Origin of the sequence: Paraprevotella xylaniphila YIT 11841 (genome assembly GCF_900683745.1) — a bacterium.
Taxonomy (GTDB): domain Bacteria; phylum Bacteroidota; class Bacteroidia; order Bacteroidales; family Bacteroidaceae; genus Paraprevotella; species Paraprevotella xylaniphila.
The window spans coordinates 1,855,566-1,876,869 of record NZ_LR215980.1 but is presented as its reverse complement, the minus strand read 5'-3'; the positions used below and the strand labels follow the sequence as shown (position 1 = coordinate 1,876,869).

The window sequence follows — 21,304 nt, the reverse complement described above, 5'->3', positions numbered from 1 at the left end:
CACCTCTTTTATTGTGCGCACGCGTTAATTTTTAATAGGGCATGTAGAAGAAATGTGAAATTTCAAGTACCGGGCCAACGGGCTGTCTATGGCACGCAATCCTTCGGCTATGCTTTGCGCGTTGAGTTGCGCACCTTTGAGCGAGGTGTGCGTGTGGTCGCGGTTATAATAAGCTTTGGCATTTTCCTGCCCTATCTGGTCGAGGGTATCGGCCGAGATGTTGTGCAGGTCCACGAACTCTACGGCGGTTTCGGCCACTACCTCCCGATACCATTTGCCGTAACTGTCGTTGCGGCGTTCTATCTTTCCGCCGGGCCATTCGTTGCGGGGGGTGAGGGAAACCAGGATAGGCGTGGCACCTTTTTCGCGTACGTCGTCGATGAATTTTTTCAGATACCATCCGAAGGAGTAAATGACTTCGTTGTAAACTTTATCTCCTTTATTGACCCGGTAAACGTGACTGGTGTCTTGTGCGCAGGCAATGACGCCTCGGGCCTTGCCACGGTCGATGTCACCGATGTCGTTATGGCCGAATTGTATCAACACAAAGTCGCCCGGTTGAAGGGCATTGTATACACGTTCCCAACGGTTCTCTTCTAAGTAAGTACGGGTGCTCCGACCGGCTTTAGCTTCGTTTGCCACGGTGATTTTGTCCGTATCGAAAATGGTTTCCGCCTGGCTGCCCCAACCCCACATGCCGTCCGGGTCTTTGTCCTCGTTCTTTACGGTGGAATCTCCCGTGATGAAGACCACGGGTTTGCCTTTCTCGCGTTTCACTTGTGCGGTGGGCGGTTCGAGGTTCGTCAGGCAAGCCTGCAAGGCTTTCAGCGTGGGGTGCGTGGAAGCGGCCACTCCTTCGGCGGCCGAACGGGCGTTCAGGCGTGCGCCGAACGCACTGGTGTGGATGCGGTCCCGATAGAAGTGGTAATCCACCTTCCATGCCGAGAACCGGTCGTATTTCGAGGCCGATATTTCGTTCAGGTCTACGAAGGGTATGCCTTGCTCTTCGGCCACTTGCCGCGCCCAAAGTCCGAAGGTCTCGTCCACGCGTACGATGTGCCCGGGGCGTTTCGTGTCCCATGCGTTGCGGGGCGTGAGCGAGAGCAGGATGGGGTGTGCGCCCAAGGCTTTGCATTCACGGACGAAGCGGCGCAAGTATTCGCCGTAGCTGTAGACGGTTTCTTTCTCGCCCGTCTCCTTGATGGTCACACAAAGCGAGTCCGTGGGGCTGATGCCGCGTATGGATGCCCGTGCCCGTCCGCTGTCGAACGGACCATTGTCGTTGTGCCCCAGTTCGATGATGACGTAGTCTCCCTTGCGGATGCCTTTCTTCACGTCCGGCCATAGTTTACGGTAGAACGTGCGGCTGCTCGTGCCGCCCAAGGCGTGGTTTTCCACGGTCAGCCTGTTTGCGTCGAAAAACTCGTGGGCATAATATCCCCAACCCCATTGTCCGTTGTCGCCGTTGCCTTTCGTGCCGGTACGCATCGTGGAGTTTCCCACGAGGAAGAGCACGGGGTGGTTGCCCTTCCGCGACGAACCGGGCACAGGGCGTGCCGTATTGGCCTTTTCCAGACTGTCGAGCGTGAGGTCCGTGACGTGGTTCACGTCCTCCATCGGGCGGAAGTTCTTGGAGTTTTGGGCGGTGGAACATAATCCGCATCCTATTAAAATGGCGGAAAGCATACAGGTCTTTTTCATGTCAGTCAGTGTTTCGATTGGTGTGGCAAAGATAATGTTTTGAACTGGAATCCTGTTCTTTCGATAGGGAAAAACTTTTGTTCCGAGAGTGAATCATCTTGCAAATTACGGTCTGAATGCCTTTTTATGCTTTTTTTCTTTGGGCACTTGCCATAAAATAAGTACATTTGCGAGATATGTTTTGCCATGAAAAGGAAACAAATCTTAATCTGTACGACAAAAATAAGTAAAGAACTATGAGTTTAAACATCATTGTACTTGCCAAGCAAGTTCCCGACACACGCAATGTCGGGCCGGATGCCATGACACCGGAAGGCACGGTAAACCGTTCTGCTTTGCCGGCTATCTTCAATCCTGAAGACTTGAATGCGTTGGAACAGGCTTTGAGGCTGAAAGATGCGAATCCGGGTTCTACCGTGACTGTCATCACCATGGGACCTCCCCGTGCAGCCGAAGTGATTCGCGAGAGTTTATACCGTGGAGCCGACGGTGGCTATTTGTTGACCGACCGTGCTTTTGCAGGTGCCGACACCCTGGCCACCAGTTATGCGCTGGCTGCTACAATTCAGAAATTGGGCATGCCCGATGTGATTTTGGGTGGTCGTCAAGCCATCGACGGCGATACGGCACAAGTGGGGCCGCAAGTGGCGCAGAAATTGGGCTTGCCTCAGGTGACCTACGTGGAAGAAATCCTGAAATGCACCGACGGGAAGATGACGGTGAAGCGTCATATCGACGGCGGTGTGGAGACTGTGGAGGCTCCGTTGCCCCTTGTGCTGACGGTGAACGGGAGTGCGGCTCCTTGCCGTCCGCGCAACGCCAAGTTGGTGATGAAATACAAGCGCGCCATGGTGCCGATGGAAAAGCCTGCGGAAGGGTTGGCCTACGCTGAAGAGTACGACAAGAAACCTTATCTGACTTTGGGACAGTTGAGTACGGCCGACGTGGATGCCGACTTGAAGCAGTGCGGGCTGAGCGGTTCGCCCACCAAGGTGAAGGCCGTGCAGAACATCGTGTTCAAGGCCAAGGAGAGCAAGGTGCTGACGGCTTCCGATGCCGACGTTGAGGGATTGATACAGGAATTATTGGCTAACCATACAATCGGATAAAGATGAACAACGTATTTGTATATTGCGAGCTTGAAGGCACTACGGTGGCCGAAGTAAGCCAGGAATTATTGACCAAAGGCCGTAAGTTAGCCAACACGCTCGGCGTGCAGCTCGAAGCTGTGGCCGCGGGGGCGGGCATTACGGGAAAGATAGAACCGCAGATATTGCCATACGGCGTAGATAAATTGCATATCTTCGACGCTCCGGGGTTGGCTCCTTACACGTCGTTGCCGCATACGGCCGTGTTGGTGAATCTGTTTAAAGAAGAGCAGCCGCAAATTTGCCTGATGGGGGCCGATGTCGTGGGGCGTGATTTGGGGCCGCGTGTGTCGTCCGCCCTTCATTCCGGGTTGACGGCAGACTGTACCTCATTGGAAATCGGTTCCCATGAGGATAAGAAAGCCGGAAAGAAGTATGAGAACCTGCTTTATCAGATTCGTCCGGCGTTCGGGGGTAACATCGTGGCTACGATCGTGAATCCGGAGAACCGTCCGCAGATGGCTACGGTGCGCAGCGGCGTGATGAAGGCGGAAGTGCTCGATCCTAATTATAAAGGAGAAGTGATTGTGCACGATGTGGCCAAGTATGTACCGGAAACGGAATACGTGGTGAAGGTCATCGACCGCCATGTGGAGAAGGCTAAAAACAATTTGAAAGGTGCGGCCATCGTCATTGCCGGAGGTTACGGCATGGGCAGCAAGGAAGGCTTCGGCATGCTCTATGAATTGGCGCACGAGCTTCATGCCGAAGTGGGTGGAAGCCGTGCGGCTGTGGATGCCGGGTTCTGCGACCACGACCTGCAAATCGGCCAGACCGGCGTGACGGTGCGCCCAAAAGTGTATATCGCTTGCGGCATTTCCGGGGCCATCCAACACATTGCGGGCATGAAGGAAAGCGGTATTATCATTTCCGTGAACAGCGACCCGAACGCCCCGATCAATGCCATTGCCGACTATGTCATTAACGGTACGGTGGAGGAAGTCGTGCCGAAGCTCATCAAGTATTACAAACAAAACAGCAAGTAAACAACATGGCTAATTACTATTCAGATATACCGGAACTCAAGTATCACTTAGAGAATCCGATGATGAAGCGCATTGTGGAATTGAAAGAGCGCGACTTCAGGGACAAGGACGAATTTGATTATGCGCCGGTGGACTATGCCGACGCGATGGATTCGTATAATAAGGTGTTGGACATCGTAGGCGACATCACGGCCAATGTGATTGCCCCGAATGCCGAAGGGGTAGACGAAGAAGGCCCGCACTGCCACGACGGCCGTGTGGATTATGCCAGTGGGACGGTGGAGAACCTGGACGCCATGGTCAAGGCCGGTATGAACGGCATGACGATGCCGCGCAAGTACAACGGGTTGAACTTCCCTATTACGCCGTACACGATGTGTGCCGAGGTAGTGGCTGCCGCCGATGCCGGTTTCGGAAACATCTGGTCGTTGCAGGACTGTATCGAAACCTTGTATGAATTTGGCGACGAAGACCAGCACAGCCGCTTCATCCCGCGTGTATGCGCCGGGGAAACGATGTCGATGGACCTGACCGAACCGGATGCCGGTTCCGACTTGCAGAGCGTCATGTTGAAGGCCACCTTCGACGAGGAGAACAACTGTTGGAGACTGAACGGTGTGAAGCGTTTCATCACGAACGGGGATGCCGACATCCATTTAGTGTTGGCGCGTTCGGAGGAAGGCACGAGGGATGGACGTGGGCTTTCCATGTTCATTTACGACAAGCGCGACGGCGGAGTGGACGTGCGCCGCATCGAGAACAAAATGGGTATCCACGGTTCGCCGACTTGCGAACTGGTGTATAAGAATGCGAAGGCTGAGTTATGCGGAAGCCGCAAGTTGGGTTTGATAAAGTATGTCATGGCATTGATGAACGGTGCACGCCTCGGCATTGCTGCACAGTCGGTAGGGTTGAGTCAGGCGGCCTACAACGAGGCTTTGGCATACGCGAAAGACCGTGAACAGTTCGGTAAGGCCATCATCAACTTCCCGGCCGTATATGACATGTTGGCCACGATGAAAGCTAAGTTGGACGCAGGTCGTGCATTGTTGTACCAGACTTCGCGTTATGTGGATATTTACAAGGCATTGGACGACATAGCCTGCGAACGCAAGCTGACGCCGGAAGAACGTGCCGAACAGAAGAAGTATGCCAAACTGGCCGACAGTTTTACGCCATTGGCCAAGGGTATGAATTCGGAATACGCCAACCAGAATGCTTACGACGGTATCCAGGTGCACGGAGGTTCCGGTTTCATGTTGGAATATGCTTGTCAGCGCATTTACCGCGACGCTCGTATCACTTCCATTTACGAGGGTACGACCCAGTTGCAGACTGTGGCGGCCATCCGTTACGTGACGAATGGGGCATACATCGCCACCATTCGTGATTTCGAGCAGCAGCCTGTGCTTCCGGAATACGAGGGCTACATGAACCGCGTGAAGGAGATGGCCAACAAGTTCGACGCTTGTACGAACGCCGTGAAAGAAGCAGGCAACCAAGAACTGCACGATTTCGTGGCCCGTCGTTTGATGGAGATGGCAGCCGATACCATCATGTGCCATTTGATGATGCAGGATGCCACGCGCCGTCCCGATTTGTTTGCCAAGAGCCTGAACGTGTATGTGAACTATGCCGAGGCCGAGGTGGAGAAGCATTTCAACTTTATCCGCAAGTTCACGGCAGAGCAATTGGATAGCTACCGCCAGGCGGCTGTGGAAACGTCGGCTGAATAATCCGGTACGATATATGATAATCATGAAGAGGAATACTTTCTGTGTAAAAAGAAGTATTCCTCTTTATTGTTAAAAATGGCTGTATCACAGGATGGTTGTGGCTTTTTTTATAATTTTACACCCAAATAAATCAAGTCGGTTTGCCAATAGGAAAAACAAAGTATGTCAGTTGGGAAGTGGGATAAGATATTTTTCCGGAGAAAAAAGGTGCATTCAGAGGGTGAAGAATGCACTGGAAGCAAGCGCTTGGAGGATTTCGAGAGGCAAATCGGACTTTTACTGCATAGCGACCGTTTCATAGCCCGAAGCGATTACCGTACTATTCATGAAAGATATGCAGAGCTGCATGTCAGTCTGTCCAATTTGGAAAAGATGGGGATGTTGGACGTGTATTGCGAAAAGAACCGTATAGACCCGAAGAAAATGGAGAGATTCCTTTGCCTGTATGAAGACTTGGGCAGTAAGGAGGGTTCCAAGGTCGTTGAAGCGCACAATGACGAATTTGTCAAGAGGCATTTGGCCAAAGACAAACTTTATCTTGATACGATACTTCGTAGGGTGGACCCTAATGTGAAGCTGGATGAGGAACAGCGACGGGTCGTATTGTCCGATGAAGACTACACGTTGGTTGTAGCCGGGGCCGGAGCCGGGAAGACAACGACCATGGCTGCGAAGGTGAAATACCTTGTGGAAAAAAGAGGGGTGAAACCGGAACAGATATTGGTCATTTCATATACGAATAAGGCGGTCGGGGAATTGCGCAGCAAAATCAATAAGGGTCTGAAGATAGATTGCCCGGTGACGACTTTCCATAAGACGGGCTATGCCATACTGCGAAAGAAAGACACCGAAAGGAAGACGGTAGTGGATGGTGGCTTTATGTGGCATGTGGTCAACAATTACTTGAAAGAAAACATATTGGAGTGTCCGGAGTTGGTGGATAAGCTGATATTGTTCTTCGGAAGTTATTTCGACGCACCGTATGAGGGCGACAATCTCAATGATTTCTTCAATTACATATCCAAAGCCGACTTTTCCACTTTGCGTGGCAATATGGATGAGTATGCGGAAAAGATTATAGACCAACGGACCGGCAAATGTGTCAGCATTGCCCACGAGACGTTAAGGTCGGTTCAGGAGGTCAGGATAGCGAATTTCCTGTTCATGAACGGCATTGACTATGTGTACGAGAAAATTTATCCTTATAATATGAGGTATTCGTACAAGCCATATACTCCGGATTTTACGATTACCCAAGGAGACAAGACGGTGTATATTGAACATTTCGGCATTACGGAAGATGGCCGGAACAGCAGATATACGGAAGAACAGTTGGCCCGGTATAAAAAAGAAATAGATGATAAAATCCGTTTGCACCGCAGGCACCATACGGATTTGGTTTATACTTATTCCGAATATGACGACGGGCGCGATTACCTTGACCATTTGCAGGAAATGCTCGTAGCCCAAGGGATTGAGTTCCACCCGAGAACTTCACGGGAAGTTTTCGACAGGTTGGTCAGCACGGAAGAGAACAAATATATCATAAAGTTGGTCAAGTTGGTTTGCACGTTCTTGCATGGCTTTAAGACCAACGGCTTCACGATAGAGCATTTCCACCAGTTTCAAAGCAAGTCCTCCAATGAGAGAAACAAGTTGTTTCTATCCATCTGCGAGCGGTGTTATTTAGAATACTCCAAGCGTCTGAAAGAAAAGCAGGCGGTAGATTTTGAAGACATGATAAACAGTTCGGCGAAAATGCTCCGCGAAAAGGAAATCCAAGGGGAGAGATTGGGGTTCAAATATATCATAGTTGATGAGTATCAGGATATTTCCCGTCAACGGTTTAATCTGACCTTGGAGTTGAGCAAACTCTGCGATGCAAAGATCGTGGCCGTGGGCGACGATTGGCAATCCATTTATGCCTATGCAGGTTCGGATATCACGCTGTTCACCCAATTCAAGGATTCCTTTGGGTACGGATTGGAACTGGGTATTACCCAAACTTACCGGAACGCCCAAGAAGTAATCGACATAGCCGGTAGCTTCATACAGAAGAACACGGCGCAGATACGCAAAAGCCTGGTTTCGCCCAAACATATAACACGTCCGATTGTGGTCGAGACCTATACGGAGAACGTAGACCGGAGCAAATATGCCGGAAGAGGCGGGAAGTATTTCCTTGTGGGCGAAACGGTGGAGAGGATTGTCGGGCAGATATTGGAGGAGAATCCGGACGCGTCGATATTGTTGTTGGGGCGTTACGGGTTCGACGCTTTTAACCTTTGCCGTTCATCGGAGTTCACGTACGAGGAGAAGACGGGGAATGTGATTTCCAAGAAGTACCCGTTCGCGAAACTGGATTTTATGACCGTGCACCGCTCAAAGGGATTGGGATACGACCATGTCATCCTCATCAATGCCCGTAATGAGTTGTACGGCTTCCCGTCGCAAGTGCAGGACGACCCGGTATTGAAGTATGTCGTGAGGGATGACCATTCGATGGAATATGCGGAAGAGCGGCGGCTTTTCTATGTGGCCTTGACACGTACCAAGAACCGCGTGTACATCGTTACGCCTCAACAGCATCCCTCCGATTTTGTACGGGAACTCGTGAAAGACTATCCCGGCGTGATGGTAAATGGTAAATTGGACGATTGCCGGGAGACGCGCACTGAAATGAAACGGTGTCCCGTATGCGGTTATCCCATGCAGCTGAGGTACAAGAAGGCATACGGGTTGAAGTTGTGGATTTGTTCCAATGAACCGGAGATTTGCGATTTCATGACCAATAACCTGAAGGGCGGTGATTTGCCCATCCTGAAATGCGACTGTTGCAAGGACGGTTATTTGATAGTGAAAGAAGGATGGGGAGAACCGTTCTTGGGATGTACGAATTTTAGGGCTGACCGGAGCGGTTGCAACCGTGCGATTTCACGGGACAAGTATTTGAGGTCTGTCAAGCCTCTTTTTGATGAATGAGATACTTTTTTGACTAGTTTTTTTAGAAAATCCGATGTTAAAACAAGAATAAATTAGAAATGAGCTACTTATGAGCTTTTCTCAAATAGTGAGGTAATGACTTGGCAACGGTCTCAAATTCTGTGATTTGCGGTGTATTTCTGCCAAACAACTCTGATTTGAATGCAAATATACAAAAATAAGGCAGACGAAAAGAAAGATATTATTTCTTTTTTGTCTGCCTTAACAATAACGCTGTTTATTGTTTGTCTTTTATTTCAATCGTTTTAATGAATTTCGCCGGATTACCGCCGACAATGGTCATAGGCGACACATCGTGTGTGACCACACTATTGGCACCAACGATAGAACCGTAACCGATGCGCACACCGGGCAGGACGGTAGCACCGATACCAATCCACACTTTATCTTCTATCACTATCGGGCGACCGTATGTGGCACTGCGGTTGTCGGGATTCGGGTCGTGGTTAATGGTAATAAGGTTCACTTTCGGGGCAATGAATACCCCATCACCAATGGTGATGCCGCCACGGTCGAAGAATGTGCATCCTTGCTGAATCCAGCATCCCTTGCCAATGCGGATATTCTTGCCGTAGTCCACGTAAAATGGAGGCAACAATGTGGTGCTGGGGTCTATCTCCCTGCCTGTGATGCGATGCAGGTAGTCATGCACTTCTTCCGGCGAAAGCCATCCTTTTGCGTTCATTTCGGCAGCCGTAGCCATCGTGTCGAAGATTGTGCTGATAAGTTGGTCGTAACCGGGTTCGTCGGGCGAAACCATTGCGCCCGAAAGGTCTTTCTCGAAAATATCCATATGTTTATTCGTTTTTATGATTGTACACTATTTTACGGTGATACCTCCATCGACAATTAAGCCCTGTCCGTTCATATACGATGCTTGCGGACTGGAAAGCCACAGCACGGCATCGGCAATCTCTTCCGGTTTACCAAGCCTTCCGGCAGGGATGTCTTTTGTAAATACTTGTTCCAAAGATGGGTTGCGACGTATCAAGTCATCCACCATTGCGGTTTGGATAACACCCGGGCAAACGGCATTGATGCGGATTCCCTTTCCTGCGTAATCAATAGCTGCGGTTTTTGTCAATCCCAATACGGCATGTTTGCAGGCAATATAGGCTGCTTGTCCGGGAAAGCCAACTACGCCTCCGGCTGAAGCCGTATTGACAATAGTGCCATGCCCTTGTTTTAACATTTGCAAGATTTCGTAGCGCATACAGTTCCAAACGCCTTTCAAGTCAACGGCTACCGTGCGGTCGAACTCGTCATCGGCAATTTCCGCCATCGGACGTTGCGGTGTCTGTATGCCGGCATTGTTGTGAGCCGCATCCAAGTGTCCGTATTCCGACACAATCCAGCCTATCATCTTTTTTACAGCCTGCGTGTCAGCTACATCTATTTGGTAAGCCACAGCTTGGTATCCCTCCGACACAAGTGTGTTTGCCTGTTCTTTCGGTTCATTGATGTCTGCCAATACCGTGATATATCCTGCACGTGCAAACGCTTCGGCACACGCTAAACCGATGCCCATTCCTGCACCAGTGACTAAAGCTGTTTTCTGTTCTGTATTCATCATTACATTTTGTTTTAAGATTTCGGTGCAAAGGTAGCTGGTATTCTTGAAAAAGACTTTGCTCGCTGGCTCAAAGTATTTTGCCGTACAGTTCAATATGCATATCAGACGCTGTGAACGGGTGAACAGCCGTACAGTTCTTTGTATGCCTTGGAAAAGTGAGACAAGTTCTTGAAACCTACCTCGTAACAGATGTCTGTCACTTTCCGTGCGCCGGACAGTATAAGCGCATGGGCTGCTTCCAGTCTGCGGCGTATTATCCATTTTTGAGGAGAAAGGTCACTTACTTTGCTGAAATCACGTTTGAAAGTGGCAAGACTGCGCCCGGTATAATTAGCCATTTCCTCCAATGTAAGGTCGTTCATGTAGTTCTGTTCCATAAATCCCATGATGTCTATCTTCCACGGGGCGGTAAAATCAAAAAGTGAAGCATACAGATTCCTGTCCGTGTTCAGCAGCACATATATGCCCTCTGTCATCTTCAATTCCAGCAACTCGTCCGTAGGGCGGATGCCGGAATCAAAATAAGGAGTCATCGACTCGAACAAGCTCACAATGTCGGGGCGGTTTGACGGCAGTCTGTACACGCTGACTTTGCTTCGCCGTGCATTCTCCGGCAGGCTTTCCTTATCCAAACGACTGTAAAAACTGCGCAGAAATTTATCCGTAAACATCAGGAATATGGCTTTGAACTGCTTCCCTTTGTATGCTTGCTTAGTAAGCTGCACACTGAAATCCTTGCGGATAAACGCACAATCCCCTTGATGCAGCCGGGTGACTTTCTCATGTTCCTTTATCTCCAATTCCCCGGAATACATATAGACCAATACATGGGAATGGTTGCGGTGCAGGCAACTGCTCCCATTATCGGAATACATAGCCAGAAAAATGTCTGAGTAACGTAAGGTGTTGATTCCTTTCATACTACTATGATTCATATTTTATCAATTCTAATTGCAAAGGTAGGAAATTGCACTGGGAATTTGTTTGTTGTAAAGCTCAAATTTGATGTATTTGTAAAAAGTGTCTGGTCTAAATGCACTAACAAGAAGATAAGCAAGCGGTTTTGGTCTGCCCGAAACACAAACTTGCTATCCTCCCGTTGGCATTGCTTACAATCCCAAGCCTTTGCCCTTTCTGTGCGGTGTAACAGTCCTCCTAATGGATGAGAATAATTTGTCAAACTGCTCCTTGAACCATTCCCCAATCACTTGCCCATTGATGGCAAGTACAAGCTTGGACTTGTCTTTCGGGTCTTTCACTACTTGGAAGCCAGCCCTCTCGGTTTTGAACTTCCGCCTGTGTTCCTCCGAATAGAGTTCACCCTCGTGGAACAACGGCTTGCCGCTGATGAGCGTGGCGGTCTGACTTTCGTTGAAACCGACTTTAAGGCAGAACTTCTCCATGTACACCAATTCTTGGAACAGCGGAAACCATTTCTTGGCTTTTTGTATAATGGATTTTAGGAATGACACCTCCTTTTGGTGTTCCGCTTCCTTGTCCGTCATTTCCTTGCGGTGCTTGGCTTGCATTTCCATAATTTGGCGGCTATGTTCCTCCTGCTGCCGCTGCATCTGCTGTTGCAACAATTCAATGCTCTCGTCACGGGCGGCGACCTCGTTTTGCAGGGTATAGTTAGCGGCTTCCAACTCCTTGAGTTTTCCGCTGCCGAAAAGAGAGCCCACCTTCGCCACAAGTGCGGTTTTGGCTTCCGTCTTGGCTGCTTCCAGCTTCTCCGACTTGATTTCCTGCATCACTTCGTCAAGTTGTTGTTCCGCCTGTCGCTGTTCGGTCTGCAACTGCTGCACGTTGGCTTTCAGTTCTCCCGTCTGCCGTTTCAGGTCACGGTAGTACTGGGCGGTGGTGACATGGCGTGCTTCCGAACCACGGACGCCACGTTGCAAACCGTATTTCGCCATTGCGTCAGCATAGCTGTCATGGTAGGCGACCAGCTTCTCACGTGTCAGCACGTCATCGGCGCACAGGCGAACGGTGTCGGTTTTCTTGCGGTAGGTGCGTTTGCCCTCCGCTTGCTTCTTTTTCGCTTTCCTGCGCTCACCTGTCACTATCGGTACGACCGTGGCATGGATGTGCGGCGTGTGTTCGTCCATGTGAAGCACTGCCGATACGGTGTTCTCCCGTCCGAAGGTGCGGTGCAGCCATTGCAGGTTGTCGGCGCACCACTCGTCCAGCCTGCCCTCGTCCTGCACTTTCATCAGGTCTTCGTGCGTGCCCGACAATACGATGCGGATTGCCCGCACTTGGTCGGGGGTAATCTTACGTTTGATGCCTGCCGTGCGGATGCGGTGGCTTATCGCTTCGGTGCGGTCTGCCACGCCGTCGGGAAACTCCACCAGTTCACGGTTGAGGTGGGTGCGTGTCGGGTCGGCATTCTTGGGTATGGTCTTGCGTTCGATGTGGTCGGATGCGCCCGTGTCAGCCGAGCCTTTCGCCTTGTTGATTTGGATGCTGATATATCCCATGTTCGTTTCTTGTTTTTGAGGTTTTACAAACTTGTTTGTCGGTGTCCGTCTGCCTGCGGTCATAACCGCATAGGGCAAACGGGGTGTCCAGCGGGGTGCAACCCTGCTGGCTCATTGGGGCGTTTTTAGCATGAGCGTCAGCGGTGCGTGAAGAAAACGCCCTAATGAGCTATGGCTTTTCTGTTCCCAAAAGCCTGTGTGGGGTGTCGGCAGTTATCGGCAGTCCTTTTTCTTTTCGCCGATATGATACTCCTTCCATTGTCGGCTGGTCGGATGTCCGGCCGACCAACCAACTTGCGAATAGAATACTTACCCAATTTATTCCCCTACGGACTTGTTGAAGTTGAAAAAGCGTTGAATAGTTGAATTAAGAAGGCAATAGTTTGATATACAACATAATATATCTTCAACCGCTTCTCAACAAATGTGTATTGCCCAACAAACGGACACGAAAAGAAAAGCAAGAGTGAAGCGTTGTACCATTACTTTTTCTTTTCATCAGCCGTTGTGTATTGTTGGTTGTATGTTGAGGTGTTATATTACTATAAACCAATATTTTACTGTTTACATTCAACAATTCAACAATTCAACAATTCAACAAAATATTAAAGCTTCTCCAGCAGTTCTTTCGTGACGGTATAATACCTGCCTACACTTCTTCGGGTTTGGTAACGGTCCATGCCACCGTATTGGTAGGCGGTATAAGTAAGACCGTTGGGCGCAGGTGTCAGCTTCCAGCATTCCTGCACCACTTTCCGAACCTGCGCCTTCTCTACCTTGACTTGCGAACAGACGAGCAAGGGAATGATGTCATTCAAGCAGAAAGATACTGTCTCCACTTCCATTTTCGCCATGATGTCAAGCAGCAGTTCCACCATTTCTATTTCCAGCCTGTTACGGTTGCTTCGGATTATCTTCCGCAAGGCTTCGGTTTCCAGCAACTTCGGATTAAACCACATACGGCTTTCCTTTTCGGTGGATAGCTGCCTGTATTGCAGGAAATGGAGAAAAGCGGGTATCTCCGCTTTCAGCTTTTGCAGGAAGTCGGTGTCATCACTCTGTAACGGCACAATCTTGCGTACCCAATAGCGTGTTTCACCTGCATCAATGATAACAGGCAAATGCTCGTTATTGGAACAAAGTACGAACTTGGCGAAGAAGCCTATCTCGTCACGGTCTTTGCCTTTGGCTTCCACCTTGTAGGAAAGCGTGGTACTGAGGTTCTTCAACCGCTCGCTGTCCTCTCTACGGTTAAGCAGCACTTCGTCCACCATGATGAGCAGCTTGCCAGCCCAGTCGGAATTGAACTGGCTGCGGAAATCCTCGTTAGTGTTGAACGTCACGTTGTTTTGAAAGATGGCTTTCAGAAAGTTCAGAAATGTACTCTTGCCCGTATTGCGTTCTTCGGACACAAGCAAAAGAATTGGTAGTTTCTGAATGGGATAAAGATAGAGCAGTTGCAAGTAGTCCATGCCCAACTCGTATTGTTCGCCAAAGATATGTTCTACCAGCGAACGGATGCAGGGGAAATCACCCTCTTGCGGTTGGTGGCTTATCGGCTCGTAGAGGTTGAGGAACTTCCCGATTACGGGTTTGTAGTCCACGTGGTCGGGAACAGTACAGAAACCGTCATACTTTGGTACGCTTGCCATGTAGTCCTTTCCGTAGTCCTGCCGCAAGGTCTCGGTGTTCCATGCAATGCGTTTCTTTACATAGCCTCCGTCAAGACGGGGCTGGTTTACAATCTTGTAGAGCGTAGTGCCTACACGGATAAATTCTTCTTTCTTTTCCATGTTCTTGATACTGATTTTAGTGCCGCCAATGTCGTATCGGCAGAGGATTAAACATGGTTGCAAAGCTACGGCAGGATGGCTAAAACATTGATACGTAAAATTATGCAGAACGGCGCAAAAGAAACTGACAGACAAGAAAATGCAGCATAATGGATAATGTCAGTCTTAAAAAGGCGAAAAGAAAAAGCCCGAAGAAGCAAAACTGCACTTCTTCGGACTGATGAAATTGTGTGACCGCACGGGAGTATTGCCGCATAACCGTACCTGCTAACATTTACACGGCTGTCTGTTGCTTAACGATACCCACAGCACTTGCCTTTCTTTTCGCAAGCACAGCCTTTCCAACAGGGCATTGCGAACACTTGACGCACTCGGTGTATTAATTCGGAAAGCCAGTGCTACGACCATTGGTATAGCGAACACATCCACAAAGTAGCCGTTGGGCAGTTTGATACGCTCTTCAGTTTCGTAAGGTGTCAATACTCTGCTCTTGTACACGGCTCGAATGGCGGCACGGAGTGTCGGGGCGATTACCCCGAACAACTCTGCAAGTTCCATCTCATTCATCCATATACCGCTTACATCGGACGGTATGATAATTCTGCCATATCCGTCTATTGTGATTATTTCCCTTTTCATGGCTTTACATTTATATGGCGAAACGTCCGCTTATCTTGTTTTCAAAATCGGATATGTCATTTTCAAGTTTCGTATTGGTCACCTTCGCATAAATTTGTGTGGTGGTGATGTTTGTATGACCTAAAATCTTACTCACGCTCTCTATCGGCATACCGTAATTGAGAGCTAAAACAGCGAATGAATGACGGCTTACATGAAATGAGACCGACTTTTCTATCCCGCATTTCTTCGCCACAGCCTTGATGCGTCTGTTTACCATGTCAAGAGAACCGATACTGAACAGCCGCTTGTCTTTTCTGAACGCTTCATACCGCTTGATTATCTGCATCGGGATTTCCATCAGCTTGATTTGGAACGGCACACCTGTCTTCTGGCGTTTCGACACAATCCAAGGCGTGCCGTTCATTTCCACAATATTGTCGGTTGTGAGATTCTTGATGTCCGTGAATGATATGCCCGTCCAGCATCCGAACAGGAACAAGTCCCTTGCCATTGCGAAGTTGGGATTGTCCAGCTTGATTGTGCTTAATGCCTGTATCTCGTCCTCCGTAAGAAAGCCCCGTTCCTTGTGGTCGGGGTCAACGTGGTACATCGCAAACGGGTTTCTCGGTATCTTGCCGTTGTAGTGTGCGGTGGTAACAATGTGTTTCAGCGGTATGGAGTATATCCATACAGAAGATTGTGCAAGTCCTACCTCATTGCGCAGGTACAGGCAGTAGTCGCGGATGAACTCTTCCGTCAGTTCGTTCATCGCCATATCCACCCGTCTGTATTTCTTTCTGATGAACTCCGCCACGTACTTGCGGACAGTCAGATATTTCTGATACGTGCGTTTGGAACGGTCTTTGCCTACCCGTTTGGCAAAAGCTTCGTTCTCCTTGTCAAAGGCACGGAGTAGTGTTTCATATTCCGTGCCGATACCCTGATAGGCATTGCGTACCATTTCGGCTGTAACAAAAGCTTCACGGTCGGAAAGCCGCTGGTAATGCTTTGTTATCTGAGCCTTGATGTTGTCAAGCGCATAGTTTACCGCCACCGCTTCACGGCTCTTGCCTTTTGCCTTGTTCCCTTTGGCATCCCATAACTCTTTTGAAATGCTCTGTTTGCAACTGAACTGTGCGATAGTCCCGTTGATAGTCACACGTCCCATGATAGGGACAATTCCGTTCTTCTCCTTGCTTCCGTTCACATAGAAGACTGTCTTGAATGTACTCCTCATAATCCTTGCTTTTTGTTTGGTGCAAAATTAGTTTACGGGAGTTGTAAGAGCAGAATGTAAACCTACGCAGAACGCAGAAATAGAGACCGTTAGCGTTAAATATGCATTGGGTGTCGGGTAATGGTTTAGAAGTGCATCCGTTGCTGCAATCTGCCTAAATCCGTTTTTTACACCCTATGCCATTCTGTGCCAACCAAAGCCAAATCATCTGACTTTCAGTGAGAATACTCAAATTTGCTTTATTCTACTTTTTATCCTATTATTTTTGAGGAAAAACACGATTCTCTTGTCACAAAAATCCGGTTTCTGCGTATTCATATATGTAGGACTATTAAAAAGTGAAATACCATGGAACGGAAAGAAAACTGTAGCAGTGAGGGTGTTTTGTATTATGCCCGGATATTGTTCGTGTGGGTTTGTCTTTTGGGAAATGTGGGACATGCCGTGGCAAAACGTTTGAAAGTGGAAATGGAAACGCCCGGGACGTTACCGGAACTGGTGGGGAAGAAAGCCAAGTACAAGGTGACGGACCTGACGCTGAAAGGAACATTGAACGGGAGGGACTTGTGCTTCCTGCGCGAAATGGCCGGGAGGGACAAAGAGCGGCAATCCACACCGGGACGTTTGCGCACGTTGGACATGCGGGGCGTTTCTTTTGCCCGTGGCGGAGGTGGGTACGTAAGACACGGGGAATGGCGAGAGGTGCAGGGAGAGCATACGCTTCCGCCTTATTTGTTCAGCGAATGTGGATTGGCGCATATCGTTTTGCCCGAACGGTTGGACACCATAGCGGAAGGGGCTTTGGGAGCCACACGAATCAGCAGGATCGTATTGCCGGAAAATGTGTTTGTGGGTGCTTCTGCCTTTTATGGGAGCAGCGAATTGGCGGAAGTGGTCTTCCCCCAACATACGAAAGCCATTTGGAAGGGGGCTTTTGAAGGATGTACCCAATTGAAAGTCTTGTCGTTGAATCATGTGGACTTTATCAGTGGATGTACTTTCCAGAAGATGCCGGCCGTGGAGCGGATAGAAGTGAACGGAGACGTGGGACAACTCGACGGGTGGCGCACTTTTGCCGAATGCCCGCAGTTGAAGCGTGTGGATTTCCGTGGCGTGGTCTTGGGATCGGGAGGCCCCACGTTGTTGGCGGACTGCCCCCGGTTGGAACAGGTGGTGTTCCATGGCGATATATTGAAAACAGGACTCGGTGAGGCAGAGCATTGCCCTTTGTTTGAAGGATATACCGTGAAAGGAAAGGTCTTGTACAGTCAGCATAAAGACTTCGTTCCGCAATTATCGGATGAAGAGAGTCTGGAGGGACGCGGCTTGGCCGACTTCATGAGCCGGTTCGCGTCGGTTGTACACCGGATTTGGGCGCACGGCGGAGAGGTGATGGGATACATGAAGAAGACCTCCTCCCCTTGGTTTTATCGTTCGGCCTGCGCTTGGGCATCTGAGGGAAGAGACAAGGAGGCTTTGGCGCATTTGGACATCGCAATAAAGTTGGGATTTACCGAGTATGACCGGATAAAGAGCGACAAGGAGTGGGATGCCCTGCGCGGAAATCCGGAGTTTCAAGCCCTTGTGGAAAAGGTGCGTGAAGTGGGGGACTACCTTTATATATTGAAGAAGTCCCCGGCCTATCGGGAAGATGCCCGTCCGATGCCTGCATTTACGTACCAACCGCCTACGGACAGCAATTTGGTACGTGTGCGCCGCTATTTCAATTTGGACAGCATAGCCGGTGGCGGCGACGAAATCAGCCAAATCAAGAATCTGATGTATTGGCTGCATGATGCCATCCGTCACGACGGTGGTTCGGGGAGGCCGGACTGTGCGCGGAACTCGATAGCCATGTATGAGTTATGCAAGCGCGAAGGGCGTGGGCTGAACTGCCGTTTCCTGGCACAGGTGCTCAATGAGATGTATCTGGCCATGGGATTCCCGTCTCGCTTCGTGACGTGCCAGTCGAAAGCGTATAACACCGACACCGATTGCCATGTCATCAATATGGTGTGGAGCCGCCAGTTGGGGAAATGGATATGGATGGACGCGTCTTTTGCAGCTTACGTCACCGACGAAAACGGTCTGCTGTTGCATCTGGGCGAGGTGCGCGAGCGGCTAATCAAGGGACTCCCTTTGGTATTGAACGAGGATGCGAACTGGAACCATAAGACCAAGCAGACCAAAGAAGGATATTTGGAGAATTACATGGCCAAGAACCTTTATATGCTCGATGCCCACCTTGAAAGCCGGTTTGAGACGGAGCCTGCTGACGGGTCGGGAAGCCGTCAAATCTATTTGGTGCCGGAGGGGTTCTGGCCGTTATCCGAGTATGCTACTTACGACGACCGTTATTTCTGGCAAGCTCCTTAGCGCGGTGCAAGGCCGTGACGGGGCGTGAATGCGAGGGTCAAATGTCCGGTTGTTACACGGGAAAAAGCGGCCAGATTTTTCTGCGCCAAACGAAAAATCAATCTCAGGCGAACGATTTTTCGTTTGGCGCAGAATGATTTTCCAATCTCTGCCGGGTAATTTTCGGGGGTACTCCACCGCCCGGAACCGTTTCTATCGTATTTTAGTAGGATGGGCGTGGCATGCCTTGTTTTTTCTTTGAACGAAATGCCTTGTGGCGTGTATATCCTTATGACACGTGTTGCAAGTACAAACATCATTTATGGTAGAAATAGTAAAGAATATGAGAAAGAAGTTAATCGTTTCGTGGGCGATGGCCGTGGCACTTTGCGCACCGGCACAGGAACCGCAGGAGATAAGAGGCATAGTAGAAGAGGCGCATGACTCGCTCTGGTATGCAGGGCAGGTCGAGGCTTGGCAAAAAGAAGTGGATGCAGACGGGCAGGATGAAAAGGCGTGGCGCAACCTGTTTGAGGCTGCCTGGGGGCTGAAATCTTGTTCCCGTGGAAAGAACGATGGAGGAATACCCCGTGTCTTGGAGCGTATGGAGCGGGCTATTCCCGAGACTTATACCTATAATATATGTGCTTACCGCGCCTCCCAAGGGCCAGACAACAAGTTTGCGGAGATGGCGATGAAGATGTTGCCCGACGATATTTCAGACCGTGGATACGATGCCATCCTGGGTTATCTTTGGATGATGGGGGAAACGGACGGGACAGGATGGAAGGCAGGGCTTTTCAATGACATCCTGAGTCGCCAGTATGAGCATGGCAAATATCCTTCGTTTATCCTGCGTTTCGGTTACAACCAGTTGCAAGGGATGGCCGAAGGCGGGCTTTTCTTCGGCAACGGAGACACGCAGCTTTTTGACAAAATTATGTTGCAGCGTGCGATGCACGTGCATACGGACAAGGTGGCGGTCGTGATTCCTTTTCTCTCCATGCGGTCCTACCGCGACGCTTTGTGCCGACAGTTGGGGATTCCGCCCTTTCCCAAGCGCGAGGTCAGGACGGAAGAGGAATTCAAGGCAGCTGTGCAAGAGATGGTGGAATATGTCATCCGCGAATCCGGTCGTCCGGCTTACTTCTCGCCCGGTTCGCAGTGGGCCGTGCAGGGCATAGCCCGCAAACTTTATAATGAGGGGTTGGTGTACAGGTACAGCGAAGAGCCTTATGACAATGTTTCGGCAGCCAAACGCCATGTGGAGCGGGATTATCATTTCGATTACCTGACCGAACCTGCTTTCCGTTTGGAGTCATGGTGGTCGGGAAGCGAGATGTTGCTGCTGAACTACACGGTCATGTTGGGGCCATTGGTACAATCATATAGGGAATCGGGTAATCAGGAGCGTGCCGGTTGGCTTTACCGGATATTGAAAGCTTCGGTGGAGAACGGCCGGTTTTCAGCCGCGAAGAAAAAGGAATATTTGGACTATTTGGAGAAATGGCGGTAAAAATAAACTTCAGGCCGTCGTTGCGGAAACTGTCGGACGAGGAATTGATGGGACGTGTACGGCAAATGGGTGACGAAAAGGCTTTCGATGAACTGTACCGTCGTTATGCCCGCCGCCTGTATGGCTTCTTCTTCCGTATGTTGGGGCGGGAAGGGCAGTTGGCTTCGGACTTCACACAGGAACTGTTCTTGCGCGTATGGGCGGTAAGGGGGCGGTATGAATGCGGACGGGAGTTATGTCCTTGGTTTTTCACGATGGCCTATAACCTGTGCCGGAATGAATACCGTTTCCGGAATATTGCGGTAGGTTTTGAGGAAGAGGTGCGTGGCGGACCGTGGACGTATGAGGAACAGCCGGAACTCCGGATGGATGTCCGGATGTTCGACCGCGAACTTTCCGCATTGTTGGACAAGCTGCCTCCGGAACAACGTGTGCTGTTTGCTTTGCGTTATGAAGAGGGACTTACGGTGCCGCAACTGGCCGAGGTGATGGCTATTCCGGAGGGTACGGTGAAATCGCGCCTCCATTATTTATTGCAATACTTAAGAAAGAAATTGAAGGTTTATGAAACACTTTGAGGAACAAGTTTCACAGGCAGCCATACGGCTGCGGAATGAAGAAAACGGTCGTTTATGTGTGCCACGGAACCCGCGTCGGGGTAGTGGCATTTCTTGGGGATGGGTAGCTACGCCGGTGGCAGCCGTGGTTGGTCTTTTATGGGGAGTGGAATTAGGTAAAATGTCAGATGAATCGTCGTTTCGGCAGGTTGCGCAGGAAATAGATACGGTAATATGCCATGAGGTCGTGCGTGATACGGTTTATTTCGTTCGGCCGGAAAGTAAAGTTGCCTCATGGCAGGATGGTAGAGAAAGCAAAGCGGGGGGGATATCTCGGTCCGACTTTTCGGTTACAAACCCTGAACCTGAAAAAAAGACCGTGGCATTGCCAACGCGGACGGGGAAATGTGTTTTGGAGGATGGTATAGACTATTCAATGTTATGGGAGCCTGTAGCAATCCGCTGAGTGGTACTTTAGAATGGATTTTTCGGTATATATTTCGGTAAACCTCCTCTTTTTACCGTATTTGCTTTGTCTTTCATGCGAACAATGGTAACTTTGTCTTCATTAATTGTAATGTGCGTAAAGAAAGTATGT

16 protein-coding genes are annotated in these 21,304 nt (G+C 49.8%); 8 read left to right on the top strand and 8 right to left on the bottom strand.

Going from position 1 to position 21,304, the window contains the following annotated elements:
* Nucleotides 1-24: 24 nt before the first annotated feature.
* Nucleotides 25-1,701 (bottom strand): rhamnogalacturonan acetylesterase, encoded by a 1,677-nt coding sequence (locus tag E0E47_RS07985; RefSeq protein ID WP_130893397.1) that lies wholly within the window; start codon nucleotides 1,699-1,701, stop codon nucleotides 25-27.
* A 236-nt stretch (nucleotides 1,702-1,937) separates the two neighbouring features.
* On the opposite strand from E0E47_RS07985, the gene E0E47_RS07980 reads away from it, so the two are divergent.
* The 4 genes from E0E47_RS07980 to E0E47_RS07965 all read left to right on the top strand — a co-directional run bounded on the left by E0E47_RS07980 (nucleotide 1,938) and on the right by E0E47_RS07965 (nucleotide 8,553).
* Complete coding sequence (locus E0E47_RS07980) at nucleotides 1,938-2,810, top strand: electron transfer flavoprotein subunit beta/FixA family protein (protein WP_008625712.1); 873 nt, start codon at nucleotides 1,938-1,940, stop codon at nucleotides 2,808-2,810.
* A 2-nt stretch (nucleotides 2,811-2,812) separates the two neighbouring features.
* Nucleotides 2,813-3,835, top strand: a complete 1,023-nt coding sequence (locus tag E0E47_RS07975; RefSeq protein WP_008625705.1) for an electron transfer flavoprotein subunit alpha/FixB family protein — start codon at nucleotides 2,813-2,815, stop codon at nucleotides 3,833-3,835.
* A 5-nt stretch (nucleotides 3,836-3,840) separates the two neighbouring features.
* Entirely contained in the window at nucleotides 3,841-5,571 is a 1,731-nt protein-coding gene (locus E0E47_RS07970) for an acyl-CoA dehydrogenase family protein (RefSeq protein WP_008625704.1), read from the top strand.
* 162 nt (nucleotides 5,572-5,733) lie between these two features.
* A complete protein-coding gene (locus E0E47_RS07965) occupies nucleotides 5,734-8,553 on the top strand; it encodes a UvrD-helicase domain-containing protein (RefSeq protein ID WP_008625703.1) in 2,820 nt (939 codons plus the stop codon).
* Nucleotides 8,554-8,791: 238 nt separating this feature from the next.
* On the opposite strand, the gene E0E47_RS07960 is transcribed toward E0E47_RS07965, so the two are convergent.
* The 7 genes from E0E47_RS07960 to E0E47_RS07930 form a co-directional block, all read right to left on the bottom strand.
* Nucleotides 8,792-9,367, bottom strand: coding sequence for a DapH/DapD/GlmU-related protein (locus E0E47_RS07960; protein ID WP_130893396.1), 576 nt, complete (start codon nucleotides 9,365-9,367; stop codon nucleotides 8,792-8,794).
* 27 nt (nucleotides 9,368-9,394) lie between these two features.
* Nucleotides 9,395-10,147 carry an SDR family NAD(P)-dependent oxidoreductase gene (locus E0E47_RS07955; RefSeq protein WP_130893395.1) on the bottom strand — a complete coding sequence of 251 codons (753 nt, stop codon included), beginning with the start codon at nucleotides 10,145-10,147 and terminating at the stop codon, nucleotides 9,395-9,397.
* Between the two features lie 101 nt (nucleotides 10,148-10,248).
* Nucleotides 10,249-11,067 carry an AraC family transcriptional regulator gene (locus E0E47_RS07950; RefSeq protein ID WP_130894342.1) on the bottom strand — a complete coding sequence of 273 codons (819 nt, stop codon included), beginning with the start codon at nucleotides 11,065-11,067 and terminating at the stop codon, nucleotides 10,249-10,251.
* 189 nt (nucleotides 11,068-11,256) lie between these two features.
* Entirely contained in the window at nucleotides 11,257-12,627 is a 1,371-nt protein-coding gene (gene mobV / locus E0E47_RS07945; protein WP_130893394.1) for a MobV family relaxase, read from the bottom strand.
* 605 nt (nucleotides 12,628-13,232) lie between these two features.
* Nucleotides 13,233-14,420 carry a primase-helicase family protein gene (locus tag E0E47_RS07940; RefSeq protein WP_130893393.1) on the bottom strand — a complete coding sequence of 396 codons (1,188 nt, stop codon included), beginning with the start codon at nucleotides 14,418-14,420 and terminating at the stop codon, nucleotides 13,233-13,235.
* A 267-nt stretch (nucleotides 14,421-14,687) separates the two neighbouring features.
* On the bottom strand, nucleotides 14,688-15,059 hold the full coding sequence (locus E0E47_RS07935) for a hypothetical protein (protein WP_130893392.1): 372 nt from the start codon (nucleotides 15,057-15,059) through the stop codon (nucleotides 14,688-14,690).
* 10 nt (nucleotides 15,060-15,069) lie between these two features.
* Nucleotides 15,070-16,281, bottom strand: a complete 1,212-nt coding sequence (locus E0E47_RS07930) for a site-specific integrase (protein ID WP_172604767.1) — start codon at nucleotides 16,279-16,281, stop codon at nucleotides 15,070-15,072.
* A 345-nt stretch (nucleotides 16,282-16,626) separates the two neighbouring features.
* Here E0E47_RS07930 and E0E47_RS07925 point away from each other — a divergent pair, with 345 nt between their 5' ends.
* From E0E47_RS07925 to E0E47_RS07910, 4 genes are all read left to right on the top strand, one after another.
* Complete coding sequence (locus tag E0E47_RS07925) at nucleotides 16,627-18,654, top strand: leucine-rich repeat protein (RefSeq protein WP_130893390.1); 2,028 nt, start codon at nucleotides 16,627-16,629, stop codon at nucleotides 18,652-18,654.
* 322 nt (nucleotides 18,655-18,976) lie between these two features.
* Nucleotides 18,977-20,149 carry a hypothetical protein gene (locus tag E0E47_RS07920; protein WP_232038373.1) on the top strand — a complete coding sequence of 391 codons (1,173 nt, stop codon included), beginning with the start codon at nucleotides 18,977-18,979 and terminating at the stop codon, nucleotides 20,147-20,149.
* The gene (locus E0E47_RS07915; protein ID WP_130893388.1) at nucleotides 20,140-20,727 is read left to right on the top strand and encodes an RNA polymerase sigma factor; all 588 of its coding nucleotides are present in this window, start codon (nucleotides 20,140-20,142) and stop codon (nucleotides 20,725-20,727) included. Before E0E47_RS07920 ends, E0E47_RS07915 begins: the two co-directional genes overlap by 10 nt.
* A complete protein-coding gene (locus E0E47_RS07910; RefSeq protein WP_008625697.1) occupies nucleotides 20,714-21,172 on the top strand; it encodes a hypothetical protein in 459 nt (152 codons plus the stop codon). The genes E0E47_RS07915 and E0E47_RS07910 overlap by 14 nt, the downstream gene beginning before the upstream one ends.
* The last annotated feature ends 132 nt before the right edge of the window (nucleotides 21,173-21,304 follow it).

What these genes read in the sequence shown, in the direction of transcription:
- E0E47_RS07965 (WP_008625703.1), top strand. Translation starts at nt 5,734, where the DNA reads ATGTCAGTTGGGAAGTGGGATAAGATATTTTTCCGGAGAAAAAAGGTG.
- E0E47_RS07950 (WP_130894342.1), bottom strand. Translation starts at nt 11,067, where the DNA reads ATGAAAGGAATCAACACCTTACGTTACTCAGACATTTTTCTGGCTATG.
- E0E47_RS07920 (WP_232038373.1), top strand. Translation starts at nt 18,977, where the DNA reads ATGAGAAAGAAGTTAATCGTTTCGTGGGCGATGGCCGTGGCACTTTGC.
- E0E47_RS07955 (WP_130893395.1), bottom strand. Translation starts at nt 10,147, where the DNA reads ATGATGAATACAGAACAGAAAACAGCTTTAGTCACTGGTGCAGGAATG.
- E0E47_RS07975 (WP_008625705.1), top strand. Translation starts at nt 2,813, where the DNA reads ATGAACAACGTATTTGTATATTGCGAGCTTGAAGGCACTACGGTGGCC.
- E0E47_RS07910 (WP_008625697.1), top strand. Translation starts at nt 20,714, where the DNA reads ATGAAACACTTTGAGGAACAAGTTTCACAGGCAGCCATACGGCTGCGG.
- E0E47_RS07915 (WP_130893388.1), top strand. Translation starts at nt 20,140, where the DNA reads ATGGCGGTAAAAATAAACTTCAGGCCGTCGTTGCGGAAACTGTCGGAC.
- E0E47_RS07960 (WP_130893396.1), bottom strand. Translation starts at nt 9,367, where the DNA reads ATGGATATTTTCGAGAAAGACCTTTCGGGCGCAATGGTTTCGCCCGAC.
- E0E47_RS07980 (WP_008625712.1), top strand. Translation starts at nt 1,938, where the DNA reads ATGAGTTTAAACATCATTGTACTTGCCAAGCAAGTTCCCGACACACGC.
- E0E47_RS07935 (WP_130893392.1), bottom strand. Translation starts at nt 15,059, where the DNA reads ATGAAAAGGGAAATAATCACAATAGACGGATATGGCAGAATTATCATA.
- E0E47_RS07985 (WP_130893397.1), bottom strand. Translation starts at nt 1,701, where the DNA reads ATGAAAAAGACCTGTATGCTTTCCGCCATTTTAATAGGATGCGGATTA.
- E0E47_RS07940 (WP_130893393.1), bottom strand. Translation starts at nt 14,420, where the DNA reads ATGGAAAAGAAAGAAGAATTTATCCGTGTAGGCACTACGCTCTACAAG.
- mobV (WP_130893394.1), bottom strand. Translation starts at nt 12,627, where the DNA reads ATGGGATATATCAGCATCCAAATCAACAAGGCGAAAGGCTCGGCTGAC.
- E0E47_RS07925 (WP_130893390.1), top strand. Translation starts at nt 16,627, where the DNA reads ATGGAACGGAAAGAAAACTGTAGCAGTGAGGGTGTTTTGTATTATGCC.
- E0E47_RS07970 (WP_008625704.1), top strand. Translation starts at nt 3,841, where the DNA reads ATGGCTAATTACTATTCAGATATACCGGAACTCAAGTATCACTTAGAG.